We start from the raw sequence: 15007 nt of genomic DNA on the forward strand, positions 1-15007 counted from the left end.
TTCACACCGGGTCGGCGTGCACCATCACATCCGCTTGTGGATAACGCTGGCGGATCACCCGCGACGCCTCCACACACAACCCATGCGCGTCATGCAGCGGCAACTGCCCCGGCAGCTCCAGATGCAACTGCACGAACCACTGATTACCCGACACCCGCGTGCGCAGGTCATGCACACCTTTCACGCCGGGTATGGCCAGAACCAACGCGCTCATGTCTTCGCCCACATCGCCGGGCAGTTCCTTGTCCATCAGTATCGACGTACTTTCGCGGGCAATCTGCAATGCGCTCCAGAGGATGTAGCAGGCAATGCCCAGGCCGAACAGTGCATCCAGTTGTGGCCAGCCAAAGCGTGCCAGCAACAGGGCCAGCAGAATGCTGCTGTTCAGCAACAGGTCCGAGCGGTAGTGCAGGGAGTCGGCCCGTACTGCGGTGGAGCCGGTCAGGCGAATGACCTTGTGCTGCAGTGCCAGCAAGGCAAGCGTCAGCACCAGTGACAGCAGCATCACTGCAATGCCGACACCGGTGTCGCCCAAAGGCTGCGGCGTGTGCAGGCGTTCGGCCGCCTGCACGCCAATCAGCACCGCACTGACGCCGATGAACAGCGCCTGCGCCATACCGGCCAAGGCTTCGGCCTTGCCATGGCCAAAACGGTGGTCGTCGTCGGCGGGGCGCAAGGCGTAGTGCACGGCGAGCAGGTTGATAAACGACGCGACAGCATCCAGTGCCGAGTCGGTCAACCCGGCCAGCAGGCTGACCGAGCCGCTCAGCCACCAGGCCAGGGCCTTGCTCAGCACCAGGATACTGGCCACCGCCAGTGAGGCGCGGGTGGCCAGGCGTAGCAGGCGCTGGTGTTCGGCTGGGGTGATCATCCGTGGTCAAGTCCGTGTGTGGGGTTCAGGCTGCCGGCACCAGGCCCAGGCTGGCCAGCTGTTCGACGCTGCCGCGGTGCTGGATCAGCCGTGGGTCGTTCAGCGGCAGGCGCTGGCCCAGTTCGCTTTCGAGAATGGCCTGCAACTTCAGGTTGTCGACCTTGCCGTCGGGGCTTACCGCTTCTTGCAGCTTGGCCGGGTCGACCTGGGCGGTGCGGCCACCCGGGTAGTAGATGGCGCCGGTGGCAAAGTCGATGCCGAAGGCAATCAGCCCCGGGATCACGTAGAACAGGATGCCGATGGCGTCCATTGCGGCTACCACGGGGTCGATCTTGCCGCCGATCTGGCCGCGCCGGTCCGGGTAGAAAATGGTGCCGCAGGCCGTCAGCTGGGTCAGCAAGGTGGCGATGAGAGCGCCGCCGATGACGCGGGATGGGATGCGCATGTAAATCTCCGAGAGGGTTTTCAGCAGGGCAAGCGAAGCGCCTGCGCCTGAAGCTTAAGACCATGATAGAGCAGGCTGGGTTCGCCGTTATACTCGCCAGATTGTTCGAGGACCACCATGATTTCATTACCGATCGATGCCGTCTTGCCTGCCTTGCGCCAAGCCCTGGAAAACCGTCACGAAGCCGTGCTCGAAGCGCCACCCGGCGCCGGCAAGACCACCCGCGTGCCGCTGGCGCTGCTGAACGAGCCGTGGCTGGCCGGGCAGACCATTCTCATGCTCGAACCCCGGCGCCTGGCGGCGCGGGCGGCGGCCGAACGGCTGGCCAGTGAACTGGGCGAGCAGGTCGGTGAAACGGTGGGTTATCGCATTCGCCTGGACAGCAAGGTCGGGCCGAAAACCCGTATCGAGGTGGTGACCGAAGGCATTCTTACCCGCCGCCTGCAAGCCGACCCGGCGCTGGAAGGTGTGGGCCTGCTGATCTTCGACGAATTTCACGAGCGCAGCCTGGATGCCGACCTGGCCCTTGCCCTGAGCCTCAATGGCCGTGAGTTGCTGCGTGACGACCCGCCACTGAAGATCATGCTGATGTCCGCAACCCTGGAGGGCGAGCGCCTGTCACGGCTGCTGGATGAAGCCCCGGTGGTCAGCAGCGAGGGCCGCATGCACCCGGTGGATATCCGCTGGGGGCGGCCTTTCCAGCCGGGCGAGTTCATCGAGCCACGGGTCGTGGACAGCGTGCTGCAGGCCTTGGCCGAGCAGACGGGGAGCGTGCTGGTGTTCTTGCCCGGCCAGGCCGAAATCCGCCGGGTGCACCAGAGCCTGCAGGAGGCACTGGGCGAGCGGCCGGAGATTTTGCTGTGCCCGCTGCATGGCGAACTTGACCTCAATGCCCAGCGCGCAGCCATCGACCCGGCGCCCAAGGGCCTGCGCAAGGTGGTGCTGGCCACCAATATCGCCGAGACCAGCCTGACCATCGACGGCGTGCGCGTCGTGATCGATGCCGGCCTGGCCCGGGTGCCGCGGTTCGATCCTGGCAGTGGCATGACCCGGCTGGACACCCAGCGTATCTCCCGCGCCAGCGCCACCCAGCGCGCCGGCCGTGCCGGCCGGCTGGAGCCGGGCGTGTGCTACCGGCTGTGGTCCGAGGCCCAGCATGACCAGTTGGCTGCCCATGGCAGCGCCGAAATCCTCCAGGCCGACCTGGCTGGTTTGGCCCTGCAACTGGCGCGTTGGGGCGTCGCACCTCATCAGTTGCGCTGGCTCGACCAACCGCCCAGCGCAGCGTTTTCCCAGGCTCAGGACCTGCTGGCGCGCCTGGGGGCATTTAAACCGGGCAGCCGCGACAACCTCAGCGATCACGGCCAGGCCATGGCCGAGCTGCCGGCTCACCCGCGTATCGCCCATTTGTTGCTGCGTGGTCAGGGCCTGGGTTTGGCCGCCATGGCCTGTGATGTGGCGGCGTTGCTCGGCGAGCGGGATATCCAGCGTGGCGGCGGTGCCGACCTGCACAGCCGGCTGGCGTTGATCAGCGGCGAGACCAAGGCCAGCCGAGGCGGCCAGGGTGGCGTGCAGCGCGCCCGGCAGCTTGCGCGTCAGTACCGTGGCCTGTTGCGCGGCAAGGCCAAAGCCGCCGTCGCTGACCCTGATCACCCGCGCTGGCTTGGGGCCCTGCTGGCGCTGGCCTATCCCGACCGGGTTGCGCAGCAGCGGCGTGAAGGGGGCGCCGAGTATCGTCTGGCCAACGGCCGTGCAGCCTTGTTCGGTGAGGTCGATGCGTTGATGAAACACCCGTGGCTGGTGATCGCCGACCTGGGCAGCCGCCAGGGCCAGCGCGAAGAGCGTATCTACCTTGCGGCAGCATTCGACCCGGCGCTGCTCGATGATGTGCTGGCCGAGCAGGTAGAACGCGTCGATCTACTCGACTGGGACGAGCGCGAGCAGGTGCTGCGTGCCGAACGCCAAACCAAAGTGGGTGAGCTCATACTAAGCCGCGAACCACTGACCGGCCTGAGTGACGAAGCGCGCGCCAAAGCGCTGCTCGGCCTGGTACGACGCAAAGGTCTGAACCTGCTGACATGGACACCGGAACTGCGCCAGTGGCAGGCACGGGTGGCACTGTTACGCCAGCTGGACCTGGACAGGGGCGGGCAAAGCGAATGGCCCGACCTGGGTGACGAGGCGCTGCTCGCCAGCCTGGAAGACTGGTTGCAGCCCTACCTTGGCAAAGTGTCCCGCCTCAGCCACTTCAGCGCGCTGGACCTGCCGTCGATACTGCGCAACCTGCTGCCCTGGCCGCTGCCGCAACGCCTGGACGAACAGGCACCCGCGCATCTGGCCGTGCCGTCCGGCTCGAACATCCGCCTGGACTACAGCGAAACCCCGCCGATTCTTGCCGTGCGCCTGCAAGAACTGTTCGGCCTTGCCGACACCCCGCGCATTGCCAATGGCCGGCAGCAGGTCAAGTTGCACCTGCTGTCACCGGCACGCCGACCCGTGCAGGTGACCCAGGACCTGGCCAATTTCTGGCGCACCACTTATGCCGAGGTAAAGAAAGACCTGAAAGGGCGGTACCCCAAGCATTACTGGCCGGACGACCCGCTGGTGGCCGAGGCTACAGCACGGGCCAAGCCCAGGGGGACGTGACCGTAGCCGGGCCGGTGGTCAGTCGGCTTCACCTTCCAGCAGCATGAACAGGCGGTACAGCACCACAGTGCTGAACAGCTGCAGGAAGCCGCTGAGGCTGTCCATGGCCAGCTCCATGCCGGGCGATGGCTCGGGGAACGCCATCAGCAGCAGCCCGTCGATCAGCCAGATCGGTGCCAGCACTGCCAGCACGCAGATCATGATGCGCATGAAGTGCCCGGTAGTCATGCGGGCGCTTTCGCGCATCGACTGCACCACCGGCAGGCCGCGCAGCACCAGCAGGTACTCGGCGAACACCAGGTTGATCATGATCCACACGCCCGGGAAGATGAACAGCGCAAGGCCGGCTATGATCAGCAGCGAGCTGATCAGGATCAGCAGGGCCAGTTGTGGCCATAGTTGCAAGGCGCGGGCGAACAGGTCGCGCTTGCCGATGTCCTGGCCGTTGCTGCGGGTGTGCAGGTAAAGAATCAGTGCCGCACTGTACAGCGGGTAGAACAGCAGGCTGACCAGCATGCCGTAGGCCGGCGATGCCTGGTCGCCCATCTGCCGGTACAGCAGCTGGGTGAGCAAGGCTTCCAGCACCACCAACGGCAGGCACAGCTGGAGAATGTTCGGCAGGTGGCGGCGGAAGAAGTACAGGGAGTCGCGCAGAACGCTCAGCGGATTCATCAGTCAACATCGCATGGCAGTAAAAACAGGGGCATAACTTTAGCCCAAAGCAGGCGTGGGGCTGTCACTTGCTGAAAAAAGTTTCACGGCGCCGGTGATTGAATCCTGTGCCGCTACACCCCATCTTTGACGCTGTCCGTTGTCACGCTACCCCACGAGGTCGCCCCATGAACACTGAAGAACAAACCCTGATCGACGGCCTGTTCGGCCGCATCAAGCAAGCCGAAGACCCGAACCAGCCGCGTGACGCGCAGGCCCAGGCGTGCATCGAGCAACACCTGCGTCAGCAGCCGGCGGCGCCTTACTACATGGCACAGGCAATTCTGGTGCAGGAGGCGGCAATCAAACGCCTCGACGAGCAGAACAAGCAACTGGAGGCCGAGCTGAAGCAGGCCCGCGCCCAGGCCGAGGCCGCACAGGCCGGTAACAGCGCACCAGGCAACGGCGGCGGTGGCTTCTTGTCCAGCATCTTTGGCTCGGGCGGGCGCAGTGCGGCCCCGGCTGTGCAGCCTCAGCGCCCTTCGGCGCCGCCTGCAGCATCCGGCGGTGGCTGGCGCGAGCCGTCGGCCCCAGGTTTCTCCCAGCCTCAGCCGCAGCAGCCTGGCTTTGGCGCCGCGCCGGCGCGCAGCGGTGCCAGCAGCTTCCTCGGTGGGGCCATGCAGACCGCAGCCGGTGTGGCCGGTGGTGTGTTGCTGGCGCAGGGCATCAGCAGCCTGTTCAACCATAACTCGCAGCCGGAAGAGGTGGTCGAGGTGATCAAGGAAGAGCCAGCACCGGCCAGTGACAGCGGCGGCTGGAACGACCAGGGCGGGCAGCAGCAGGTGGCTGACAACGGTGGTTGGGGCAGCGACCAGGGCGGTTATGCCGACACCGATTACGGCAGTGACGATGGCGAGTTCTTCTCGGACGACGACTCGTACGTCTGACAGGTCTGGCATACTGCTGGCAATTCTGGGGGCGCTTGGCGCCCCTTCGCGGGCACGCCCGCTCCCCCAGTGACATGTACGACACCTGTGGGAGCGGGCGTGCCCGCGAAGGGCTGCGCAGCAGCCCCCGGTATCCCAGGCCAGACATGAGGTTCCCAGGTGAAAAAGATCGCGCTGTTCGCCGATGTGCAGAACCTCTACTACACCGTGCGCCAGGCGCACGGCTGCCATTTCAACTACACCGCGTTGTGGGCTGACGTCAGCCGTGAAGGCCAGATTGTCGAAGCGGTGGCGTATGCCATCGACCGTGGCGACAGCAAGCAACAGCAGTTCCAGCAGATTTTGCGCAACCTTGGTTTCGATGTCCGCCTCAAACCCTTCATCCAGCGCAGCGATGGTTCGGCCAAAGGGGACTGGGATGTGGGTATTACCCTGGATGTGATCGACGCGGCCAGCCGGGTCGACCAGGTGGTGCTGGCCTCTGGCGATGGTGACTTCGACCTGTTGCTGGAACGGGTGATCCAGCGCCACGGTACAGAGGCCGTGGTGTATGGCGTGCCTGGGCTTACCGCCTTGTCGTTGATCCGTGCGGCCACCCGCTATGTGCCCATCGAGGGTAAGCTATTGCTCAAACATTGAGGCCCTTTGATGGAACGTATTGCTGTAATCGACTTTGAAACTACCGGCATCAGCCCTGGCGCCGGCTGCCGCGCTACCGAAGTGGCGGTGGTGATGCTGGAGGGCGGGCGCATTGTCGAGCGCTACCAGAGCCTGATGAACGCCGGTGTGCCGGTGCCAGCCTTCGTCGCCGGGCTGACTGGCATTACCACCGCCATGCTGCGCAGCGCGCCGCCGGTGGACAAGGTAATGAACGAAGTCGCCGAGTTCGTCGGGGTCACCCCGTTGCTGGCGCACAACGCTGCCTTCGACCAGAAGTTCTGGGACTACGAGCTGAGCCGCATTGGCCGTAGCCGTAGCCAGTCTTTCGCCTGCTCTCTGCTGCTGTCCCGGCGCCTGCTGCCGATGGCACCGAACCACAAGCTGGGCACTTTGACCCGCTGGGCCGGCCTTCCGGATACCGGTACCGCGCACAGGGCCATGGCCGATGCCGAGATGGCCGCCAACCTGCTGCAACATTTGGTAGGCGAATTGCGCCAGGCCCATGGTGTACAGCAACTCTCGCACGACCTGCTTTGCCGTTTGCAGAAGACCCCGGCTGCGAAAATGCGCGAAGCGCTGGCCAAATACCGTTAGGCAACACTGCCCCTAAACCGGACGCACCACAATTGTGCCGCTCATTTGCACCCGTTCTGTAACGTACCTTGACCCAGGCAGGCCGTTAGACTGAATGACCCGTAAACGGATTTCGAGTTTTCCCATGCCTGCCTCCCGTCGCTTCCCGTTGTTGCTCATCGGTGCTTTCCTGGCCTTGTACCTGGTCTGGGGCTCTACCTACCTGTTCATTCGCATTGGTGTGGAGAGCTGGCCGCCGATGCTCATGGCCGGGGTGCGCTTCCTGATTGCGGGTGGTCTGCTGTACGGTTTTCTGCGCTGGCGTGGTGCGCCGGCGCCGACCTGGGCGCAGTGGCGGGCGGCAGGGGCAATCGGTTTTCTGCTGCTTAGCTGTGGCAACGGCGGCGTGACCGTGGCCGAGCATGCAGGGGTGGCATCGGGCGTGGCGGCGCTGGCAGTGGCCACAGTTCCCTTGTTCACCTTGCTGTTCGGCCTGTTGTTCGGGCACCGCAACTCGAGATTGGAGTGGGCCGGGATCGCCCTGGGGCTGGTAGGTATCGGCCTGCTGAACCTGGGCTCCAACCTGCAGGCAAGCCCGATGGGTGCGGCGCTGATTGTTTTCGCGGCGGCGTCGTGGGCGTTCGGTTCGGTGTGGAGCAAGACCTTGCCGTTGCCCCAAGGGCCGATGGCCAGCGCTGCAGAAATGCTGGTGGGTGGCGCGGCGCTGTTGCTGGGCAGCGTGCTGTCTGGCGAGCGTATGACGCAGATGCCGACTGCGGCCGGCTGGGGGGCGTTGGCCTACCTGGTGTTCTTCGGCTCGATCCTGGCGTTCAGTGCCTACATGTACCTGCTCAAGCACGTACGCCCGGCGGCGGCCACCAGCTATGCCTACGTTAACCCGGCGGTTGCCGTGCTGCTGGGCATTGTCTTTGCCGGCGAACAGATTGGCGCCGAGGAGTGCGTGGCCATGGCGGTGATTATCGGTGCGGTGGTGCTGATCGGCCTGCCACAGTGGCGCAAGGCACCTGCGCCTGCGCAGCCGTTGGAAGGCGAAATCTGCAAGTAGGCCGGGGTGATGCGGTAAACTTGCCGCCTTCGCTGAACCCCCTGACGGTATTGCCATGAATTTCGCCAAACTCGGCCTGATCGAACCCCTGCTGCGCACGCTGCAGCAGCTGGACTACACCACCCCGACCCCGGTGCAGGCCAAGGCCATCCCCGCCGTGCTGGCCGGCCGCGACCTGATGGCCGCGGCCCAGACCGGCACCGGCAAGACCGCAGGCTTTGCCCTGCCCGTGCTGCAGCGCCTGGCACTGGAGGGCGAGAAGGTGGCCAGCAACTCGATCCGCGCGCTGGTGCTGGTGCCTACCCGTGAGCTGGCCGAGCAGGTGCACAACAACGTGCGCGAGTATGCCGAGAACCTGCCCCTGAGCACTTACGCGGTGTACGGCGGCGTCAGCATCAACCCCCAGATGATGCGCCTGCGCCGTGGCGTCGACCTGTTGGTGGCCACCCCGGGCCGCTTGCTCGACCTGTTCCGGCAGAATGCGGTGAAGTTCAACCAGGTGCAGACGCTGGTGCTGGACGAAGCTGACCGCATGCTCGACCTGGGCTTTGCCGAAGAACTGCAATCGGTGTACGCCGCGCTGCCGCGCAAGCGCCAGACGCTGTTGTTTTCTGCCACGTTCTCTGACCAGATTCGCGTACTGGCGGGGCTGGCGTTGAATGACCCGCTCAGTATCGAAGTGAGCCCGCGCAACGCCACTGCAACCAGCGTCAAACAGTGGCTGGTGCCTGTGGACAAAAAGCGCAAGGAAGACCTGTTCTGTCACCTGCTGCGCAAACAGCGCTGGAGCCAGGTGCTGGTGTTTGCCAAGACCCGTAACGGTGTCGACCAGTTGGTGTCGCGCTTGCTGGCCGAAGGCGTAAACGCCGACGGCATCCACGGTGACCGCCCGCAGGCCACCCGCCAGCGGGCGCTGGACAGCTTCAAGGCCCGCGAGATTCAGGTACTGGTGGCGACCGACGTGGCGGCCCGTGGCCTGGATATCGACGACCTGCCGCTGGTGGTCAACCTCGACCTGCCGATCGTCGCCGAGGATTACGTGCACCGCATCGGGCGTACCGGGCGGGCGGGTAACAAGGGCGAGGCGATTTCGCTGGTGTGCGCGGATGAAGTGCAGTTGCTGGGGGCTATCGAAGTGCTGACCCGGCAGACCCTGCCACGCCATGAAGAACCGGATTTCATCCCTGATCACCGGGTGCCGATGACCGACGCCAGTGGCCAGGTGATCAAGAAGCCGAAGAAACCCAAAAAGCCGAAAGAGAACAGCGCCAAGCGCGGGCTGGGGCGTTGGATGGACAGTGGGGAGCCGGAGCCGGCAGTGAAGGCGGTGCGCAAGGTGCCGAGCTTCAATGGTGGGCCGCGTAAGCGTAAGCCTTGAGATTGATGGGGCCGCTTTGCGGCCCCCAAAATTTGTCAGGAAACCCGCGTAACCCACTCCGCCGCCGCCCGCCCGGCACGCAACCCGCTGGCAAAGCAAGCCGTCAGCAGGTACCCCCCGGTCGGCGCCTCCCAGTCCAGCATCTCGCCGGCACAGAACACCCCCGGCATGCTTTTGACCATCAACCCCTCATCCAGCCCCTCGAAGCGTACCCCGCCGGCACTGCTGATTGCTTCATCCAGTGGTCGTGTACGCACCAATGTGATCGGCAAGGCCTTGATCGCCTGGGCCAGCGCCAATGGGTCGGCAAAGGTCGCCTGATCGGTCAGCTCGCGCAGCAGCGCCGCCTTTACGCCATCAATGCCCAGCTGGCTGTGCAGATGCTTGGCCATGGAGCGCGAACCGCGTGGCTTGGCCAGTGCCTGGGCAATGTTGTCCACAGGCTTGTCTGGCAGCAGGTCGAGCAGCAGTACCCCTCGGCCTTCGCGGTTGATGGCTTCGCGCACCGGTGCCGACCAGGCATACACCAGGCTGCCTTCAACACCCTGCGCGGTGAGGATGAACTCGCCTTTGCGCGGCGCGCTGCCGGGGACGCTGAGGGCAATGTTCTTCAGCGGTGCGCCCGCGAATTTCTCCTTCAACAATGCGCTCCAGCCATCCACCTCAAACCCGCAGTTGCTGGGCTGCAAAGGCGAGATATCCACAGCCCGTTCGGCCAGTAATGGCTGCCAGGCGCCATCCGAACCCAATCGCGCCCAACTGCCGCCACCCAGCGCCAGTACCACGACTGCAGCCTGCACCGCGCGCTCGCCCTGTGGATAAGCGATCCGCAAGGCACCGTCGGCATTCCAGCCCAACCAACGGTGGCGGGTGTGGATAACTACCCCGCAGTCGCGCAGCCGCTTGAGCCAGGCGCGCAGCAGGGGGGCGGCTTTCATGTCGGTGGGGAACACCCGCCCCGAGGTGCCGACGAAGGTTTCGATGCCCAGGCTGTGAATCCACTGGCGCAAGGCTTCGGCGTCGAAGCCGCGCAGCAGCGCCTCGACTTCGCCCTGGCGCCCGGCATAGCGTGAAACGAACGCCGGGTACGGCTCGGAGTGGGTGATGTTCATCCCGCCAACACCCGCCAGCAGGAACTTGCGCCCCACCGAAGGCATGGCGTCGAACACCTCGACCGCCAGGCCTGCCTGGGCCAGTGCTTCGGCAGCCATCAGGCCGGCGGGGCCACCACCAATAACGACGGCGAGAGGAGGGGAGGCGGGGTTCAGATCGGACATGGTGGGCAGCAGGCTGTGGAAAAGATGCGCATTCTAGCGCAGCGCTGCCCATGGAAGCACTGGTCAAAAAATGATCATAGTTCTGCAGGCCTTGCGTACAAAGGGCTACAGCGCCTTTCCCGCAGGTTATCCACAAGCGGTTCCACAGTCACTGTGAACAACCGATGACGCGTGCCGCGCTGTGGTGAAGGATGCCATGGCGCCTGGCCAACGCTTCGCGGTCCTTGCTGTAGCCGCCGCCGATCACGCCAACCACCGGGATGTCACGGCCCAGACAATGGCGCAGCACCGCTTCGTCACGGGCGGCCAGGCCGGCGTCAGTCAGTTGCAGGTAGCCCAGGGCGTCGTCCTTGTGCACATCGACGCCGGCGTCATACAGCACCAGGTCGGGTTGATAGAGCGGCAGCAGGTAGTTAAGGGTGTCGTCCACCACCTTCAGGTAGGCCGCATCGCCCATGCCACGGGGCAGGGGAATGTCCCAGTCGCTCTGCGCCTTGCGGGCCGGGAAGTTCTGTTCGCAATGCAACGACACGGTGATGGCCTCGGGGGTGTCGTGCAGGATGCGCGCGGTGCCGTCACCCTGGTGCACATCGCAATCGAAGATCAGTACCCGGTGTACCCGGCCAGCCTCCAGCAGGTAGCGGCTGATCACGGCCAGGTCGTTGAAGATGCAGAAGCCGGCGGGGTGGTCGTAATGGGCATGGTGGGTGCCACCGGCGAGGTGGCAGGCGATGCCATGTTGCAGCGCCATCTCGGCGGTCATCAGCGAGCCACCCACAGCCCGCACCGTGCGCCGGGCCAGGGCTTCGCTCCAGGGCAGGCCGAGGCGACGCTGGTCCTCGCGGGACAGGTCGCCGTTCATGTAACGCTCGATATAGCCACGGTCGTGGGCCAGGGCGAGGATGTCGTTGGGGCAGATGTCCGGGCGCAGCAATGCCTGGTCGGTGGTCAGCCCGCTGTCCACCAGGTGGTCATGCAGCAGGCGGAACTTGTCCATCGGGAAGCGGTGTTCGGCGGGGAACTCCGGGCTGTAGTCTTCGTGGTAGATCAGCGGCAACGGCATGGGTGGGGTCGCAATCAGGGCCAGTGCTGATCTTGCCATGACGGGTGACTGCAATGGGAGTACCTGTTTTTTTCGCCGGTACTGGCCCTTTTGTGGGAGCGGCCTTGTGTCGCGATAGGGCTGCGCAGCAGCCCCAAAAATTCAGCGCAAATGCACAAGTTGCTGGGGCTGCTGCGCAGCCCTATCGCGACACAAGGCCGCTCCCACAGGGATCGCGTTTACGTTTGAGGGCTATTTTCCTGTGCTGGCCAATACGCGTTGCCAGTCGGGTTCGTTCAGTCGCCCGAGGATGCGTGCCTTGCCATTGCCATCCACCGACACGAACAGGGCACTGGCATAGCCACTCTCGCGCTCGCCACCCGCAACGTTCTGCTGGCGGGCGAAATGGTCGATGCAGCCATTGTGGGTCACCAGCACCAGGTTGTGGCCGGGGCGCTTGCGTGACAGTGCTTCACTGGCGAACTGGTTGTCACAGCCTTCCAGCCAGTTCTCGCTGGCCACCGCCTGGCCGAGGATGAAATGCGCGGTTTGCCGGGTGCGCAGTTTCGGGCTGCTAAGCATATCGGCGTTGTCAAGGCCCAGTTGGTGCAACCCTTGGCCAACGCGTCCGGCGGCCTGGCTGCCGGCCACGGTGATGCCGGTGGGGTCGCCCAGGCAGGGGCCGGGGGCGCTGTCGCAGCGTTCGGCGTGGCGGATCATCACGATCACTGCGCCGTCGGCCCAGTCCTGCAGCAGGCCGCTGTCACTCAGTTGTTGCTCGTTACCAAGGTCCACGATATGCGTCCTCGTCGCCAGCCAGGTGGTCACCGCCGCCACGACCATGCAAAGCCCAAGGGCGGCACCGAGGGCTTTGCGTGACAGGCGCCGCTTGCGCCGGGCGTGAATGGCAGGGTGTCCCAGGGTGTTGCTCGATAGCATGTGTTGCTCCGTTGGCGGTGCCGCGGTTGGCGCGGAGGTGGATGGCAGCATCCTGCCAAGTGGCCTGTCGGGGACCGGTGAAGGGCGTGTGAAAATTGCATTTGGCTGCTGCCGGCTGGGTGAACCCCGCGCCCGCGCCTACGCTGTAAACTGCAAGGCGGTAAACCGGAGCAGGCACGATGACCCCCATTCTTGAACTGGAAAGCGCACGGCTGGTGCTGCGTCAATGGCATGACGATGACTTGCGCGAGTTCGCCGCGCTGTGCGCCGACCCACAGGTGATGCGCTATTTTCCGGCGCCGCTGACGCGTGTTGAGGCGGCAGCGTTGATCGGCCGGGTACGCGGGCATTTCAATGAGTACGGCTTTGGCCTGTGGGCCTTGGAGCGCAAGGACAGTGGCGCATTCATCGGCATGACCGGGTTGCTCAATGTCAACTTCGACGCGCCTTTTGCCCCGGCGGTGGAGATCGGCTGGCGCCTGGCACGCCGCCACTGGGGCCTGGGCTTTGCCAGCGAGGCGGCGTGGACCTGCCTGCGTTGTGCTTTCGCCCAATTGCGCCTGGAAGAGGTGGTGTCGTTCACTAGCGAGAGCAACTTGCCGTCGCAGAAGGTGATGCAGGCCATCGGCATGCAGCAGGACCTGAACGGCAGCTTCGAACACCCCCGCCTGCCCGTGGGGCACCCGTTGCGCCCGCATGTGCTGTACCGCATCGACCGCGCGCTTTGGGAGCGCACCCTGCGCGCCTGAACGCACGGCCATGCCCGGTAAGAATGACAAACCCTGTATCATTTGCCTTCATAACGAGCGCTGTAGAGACGTGTTGCCTTGCGAGGAGAACCCCCAATGAGTCATGTGTTGGACGACCTGGTCGACCTGTTGAGCCTCGAATCCATCGAGGAGAACCTGTTCCGTGGACGCAGCCAGGACCTGGGCTTCCGTCAGTTGTACGGTGGGCAGGTGCTGGGCCAATCGTTGTCGGCGGCCAGCCAGACAGTCGAGGACGCCCGCCATGTGCATTCGTTGCATGGCTACTTCCTGCGCCCGGGCGATGCCAGCCTGCCGGTGGTGTACTCGGTGGACCGCGTGCGCGATGGCGGCAGCTTCAGTACCCGACGGGTGACGGCGATCCAGAAGGGCCAGACCATCTTCACCTGCAGCGCGTCGTTCCAGTACGACGAGGAAGGTTTCGGGCACCAGGCGCAAATGCCTGACGTGGTCGGCCCGGAAAACCTGCCCACCGAGGTGGAGCTGGCCCGCGCCATGGCCGACCAGTTGCCCGAGCGTATTCGCGACAAAGTGCTGTGCGCCAAGCCAATCGAGATCCGCCCGGTCACCGAGCGCGACCCGTTCAACCCCAAGCCCGGCGACCCGGTGAAGTACGCCTGGTTTCGCGCCGACGGCAACCTGCCCGACGTACCCGCCCTGCACAAGTACCTGCTGGCCTATGCCTCGGACTTCGGCCTGCTGACCACGGCGTTGCTGCCGCATGGCAAGTCGGTGTGGCAGCGCGACATGCAAATCGCCAGCCTCGACCATTCGCTGTGGTTCCATGGCAACCTGCGCGCCGATGAGTGGCTGCTGTACGCAACAGACAGCCCCTGGGCCGGGAACTCCCGCGGTTTCTGCCGCGGCAGCATCTTCAACCAGGCCGGGCAACTGGTGGCATCGTCGAGCCAGGAAGGCCTGATTCGCCATCGCAAGGACTGGGCATGAGCCTGGGCGAGGTGCGTCACTGGGTGTTCGACATGGACGGTACCCTGACCGTGGCCGTGCATGATTTCGACGCCATTCGCGTGGCGTTGGAGATACCGGCCGAGCACGACATCCTCACCCACCTGGCGGCGTTGCCGGCAGACGAAGCGGCGGCCAAGCATGCCTGGTTGCTGGAGCACGAACGCGACCTGGCGGTAGCCTCCACGGCGGCCACCGGGGCGGTGGAGCTGGTGCGCGAGTTGGCCGGGCGCGGGTGCCGGCTGGGCATCCTGACCCGCAATGCCCGCGAGCTGGCGCATGTGACGCTGGAGGCCATCGGCTTGGCAGACTGCTTCCCGGTGGAGCACATTCTTGGGCGTGACGAAGCGGCGCCCAAGCCAAGCCCGGATGGGCTGCTGAAAATTGCCGGTGCCTGGGGCGTGGCGCCGAGCGAGCTGGTGATGGTGGGGGATTACCGGTTTGACCTGGACTGCGGTCGTGCAGCGGGTGCGCGCACGGTGCTGGTGAACCTGCCGGATAACCCATGGCCGGAGCTGGCGGACTGGCATGCGGCCGATTGCCGGGCACTGAAGGTGATGCTGGGCTGATTTTGTGTTGGCAATGCGGGCCTCTTCGCGGGCATGCCCGCTCCCACAATGGCACTTGCTCCCTGCGCGACAGCGCAGCCCAACTGATTTACTGATTTAGCAATGACTTTGTGGGAGCGGGCTTGTCCCGCGAACCCCGGCGCAGCCGGGGCCATCCATCGCGTCGCCTGCTTCGCGGGGCAAGCCCGCTCCCACAGGTATTGCGCGAGT

At 65.0% G+C, this 15007-nt stretch carries 15 protein-coding genes; 9 read left to right on the forward strand and 6 right to left on the reverse strand.

The annotated features are described in order from the left end of the window. Position 1: 1 nt before the first annotated feature. Together ACK1VC_RS01865 and ACK1VC_RS01870 are read right to left on the reverse strand one after the other, a co-directional pair. On the reverse strand, positions 2-871 hold the full coding sequence (locus ACK1VC_RS01865; RefSeq protein ID WP_016489329.1) for a cation diffusion facilitator family transporter: 870 nt from the start codon (positions 869-871) through the stop codon (positions 2-4). Positions 872-896: 25 nt separating this feature from the next. Continuing rightward, positions 897-1316: a hypothetical protein gene (locus ACK1VC_RS01870; RefSeq protein ID WP_016489328.1), complete on the reverse strand. Its 420-nt coding sequence runs from the start codon at positions 1314-1316 to the stop codon at positions 897-899. A 117-nt stretch (positions 1317-1433) separates the two neighbouring features. Here ACK1VC_RS01870 and hrpB point away from each other — a divergent pair, with 117 nt between their 5' ends. Beyond that, on the forward strand, positions 1434-3962 hold the full coding sequence (hrpB, locus tag ACK1VC_RS01875; protein ID WP_191087014.1) for an ATP-dependent helicase HrpB: 2529 nt from the start codon (positions 1434-1436) through the stop codon (positions 3960-3962). An 18-nt stretch (positions 3963-3980) separates the two neighbouring features. Here the strand turns inward: hrpB and ACK1VC_RS01880 are convergent, their stop codons facing one another. Continuing rightward, complete coding sequence (locus ACK1VC_RS01880; protein ID WP_191087013.1) at positions 3981-4634, reverse strand: YciC family protein; 654 nt, start codon at positions 4632-4634, stop codon at positions 3981-3983. 167 nt (positions 4635-4801) lie between these two features. Here ACK1VC_RS01880 and ACK1VC_RS01885 point away from each other — a divergent pair, with 167 nt between their 5' ends. From ACK1VC_RS01885 to ACK1VC_RS01905, 5 genes are all read left to right on the forward strand, one after another. Next, positions 4802-5560 carry a DUF2076 domain-containing protein gene (locus ACK1VC_RS01885; RefSeq protein ID WP_191087012.1) on the forward strand — a complete coding sequence of 253 codons (759 nt, stop codon included), beginning with the start codon at positions 4802-4804 and terminating at the stop codon, positions 5558-5560. Between the two features lie 159 nt (positions 5561-5719). Then, the gene (locus tag ACK1VC_RS01890; protein WP_016489324.1) at positions 5720-6199 is read left to right on the forward strand and encodes a LabA-like NYN domain-containing protein; all 480 of its coding nucleotides are present in this window, start codon (positions 5720-5722) and stop codon (positions 6197-6199) included. 9 nt (positions 6200-6208) lie between these two features. Further along, positions 6209-6814, forward strand: a complete 606-nt coding sequence (locus ACK1VC_RS01895) for a 3'-5' exonuclease (protein ID WP_016489323.1) — start codon at positions 6209-6211, stop codon at positions 6812-6814. A 124-nt stretch (positions 6815-6938) separates the two neighbouring features. Continuing rightward, positions 6939-7859, forward strand: coding sequence for a drug/metabolite exporter YedA (gene yedA / locus ACK1VC_RS01900; protein ID WP_023048887.1), 921 nt, complete (start codon positions 6939-6941; stop codon positions 7857-7859). Positions 7860-7914: 55 nt separating this feature from the next. After that, positions 7915-9237 (forward strand): DEAD/DEAH box helicase, encoded by a 1323-nt coding sequence (locus tag ACK1VC_RS01905; RefSeq protein ID WP_060518539.1) that lies wholly within the window; start codon positions 7915-7917, stop codon positions 9235-9237. Between the two features lie 35 nt (positions 9238-9272). On the opposite strand, the gene ACK1VC_RS01910 is transcribed toward ACK1VC_RS01905, so the two are convergent. The 3 genes from ACK1VC_RS01910 to pmrG form a co-directional block, all read right to left on the reverse strand. Next, the gene (locus tag ACK1VC_RS01910; protein ID WP_023048885.1) at positions 9273-10514 is read right to left on the reverse strand and encodes a TIGR03862 family flavoprotein; all 1242 of its coding nucleotides are present in this window, start codon (positions 10512-10514) and stop codon (positions 9273-9275) included. A 148-nt stretch (positions 10515-10662) separates the two neighbouring features. Continuing rightward, positions 10663-11577 (reverse strand): histone deacetylase family protein, encoded by a 915-nt coding sequence (locus ACK1VC_RS01915; RefSeq protein ID WP_191087911.1) that lies wholly within the window; start codon positions 11575-11577, stop codon positions 10663-10665. A gap of 231 nt (positions 11578-11808) precedes the next feature. Beyond that, complete coding sequence (gene pmrG / locus ACK1VC_RS01920; protein WP_016489318.1) at positions 11809-12495, reverse strand: lipopolysaccharide core heptose(II)-phosphate phosphatase PmrG; 687 nt, start codon at positions 12493-12495, stop codon at positions 11809-11811. A 179-nt stretch (positions 12496-12674) separates the two neighbouring features. Between pmrG and ACK1VC_RS01925 the strand changes: the two genes are divergently transcribed. From ACK1VC_RS01925 to ACK1VC_RS01935, 3 genes are all read left to right on the forward strand, one after another. Further along, positions 12675-13244 carry a GNAT family N-acetyltransferase gene (locus ACK1VC_RS01925; protein ID WP_023048884.1) on the forward strand — a complete coding sequence of 190 codons (570 nt, stop codon included), beginning with the start codon at positions 12675-12677 and terminating at the stop codon, positions 13242-13244. Positions 13245-13340: 96 nt separating this feature from the next. Beyond that, on the forward strand, positions 13341-14210 hold the full coding sequence (tesB, locus tag ACK1VC_RS01930; protein ID WP_016489316.1) for an acyl-CoA thioesterase II: 870 nt from the start codon (positions 13341-13343) through the stop codon (positions 14208-14210). Further along, entirely contained in the window at positions 14207-14797 is a 591-nt protein-coding gene (locus ACK1VC_RS01935) for an HAD family hydrolase (RefSeq protein ID WP_016489315.1), read from the forward strand. The genes tesB and ACK1VC_RS01935 overlap by 4 nt, the downstream gene beginning before the upstream one ends. Positions 14798-15007 lie beyond the last annotated feature (210 nt).

It is taken from the genome of Pseudomonas sp. XP2, from assembly GCF_053557975.1.

Excerpts from the sequence above, each read along its gene's own strand:
- ACK1VC_RS01880 (WP_191087013.1), bottom strand. The coding sequence starts at position 4,634 with ATGAATCCGCTGAGCGTTCTGCGCGACTCCCTGTACTTCTTCCGCCGC.
- yedA (WP_023048887.1), top strand. The coding sequence starts at position 6,939 with ATGCCTGCCTCCCGTCGCTTCCCGTTGTTGCTCATCGGTGCTTTCCTG.
- ACK1VC_RS01925 (WP_023048884.1), top strand. The coding sequence starts at position 12,675 with ATGACCCCCATTCTTGAACTGGAAAGCGCACGGCTGGTGCTGCGTCAA.
- ACK1VC_RS01895 (WP_016489323.1), top strand. The coding sequence starts at position 6,209 with ATGGAACGTATTGCTGTAATCGACTTTGAAACTACCGGCATCAGCCCT.
- hrpB (WP_191087014.1), top strand. The coding sequence starts at position 1,434 with ATGATTTCATTACCGATCGATGCCGTCTTGCCTGCCTTGCGCCAAGCC.
- ACK1VC_RS01885 (WP_191087012.1), top strand. The coding sequence starts at position 4,802 with ATGAACACTGAAGAACAAACCCTGATCGACGGCCTGTTCGGCCGCATC.
- ACK1VC_RS01910 (WP_023048885.1), bottom strand. The coding sequence starts at position 10,514 with ATGTCCGATCTGAACCCCGCCTCCCCTCCTCTCGCCGTCGTTATTGGT.
- ACK1VC_RS01935 (WP_016489315.1), top strand. The coding sequence starts at position 14,207 with ATGAGCCTGGGCGAGGTGCGTCACTGGGTGTTCGACATGGACGGTACC.
- ACK1VC_RS01870 (WP_016489328.1), bottom strand. The coding sequence starts at position 1,316 with ATGCGCATCCCATCCCGCGTCATCGGCGGCGCTCTCATCGCCACCTTG.
- tesB (WP_016489316.1), top strand. The coding sequence starts at position 13,341 with ATGAGTCATGTGTTGGACGACCTGGTCGACCTGTTGAGCCTCGAATCC.
- ACK1VC_RS01865 (WP_016489329.1), bottom strand. The coding sequence starts at position 871 with ATGATCACCCCAGCCGAACACCAGCGCCTGCTACGCCTGGCCACCCGC.
- ACK1VC_RS01905 (WP_060518539.1), top strand. The coding sequence starts at position 7,915 with ATGAATTTCGCCAAACTCGGCCTGATCGAACCCCTGCTGCGCACGCTG.
- pmrG (WP_016489318.1), bottom strand. The coding sequence starts at position 12,495 with ATGCTATCGAGCAACACCCTGGGACACCCTGCCATTCACGCCCGGCGC.
- ACK1VC_RS01915 (WP_191087911.1), bottom strand. The coding sequence starts at position 11,577 with ATGCCGTTGCCGCTGATCTACCACGAAGACTACAGCCCGGAGTTCCCC.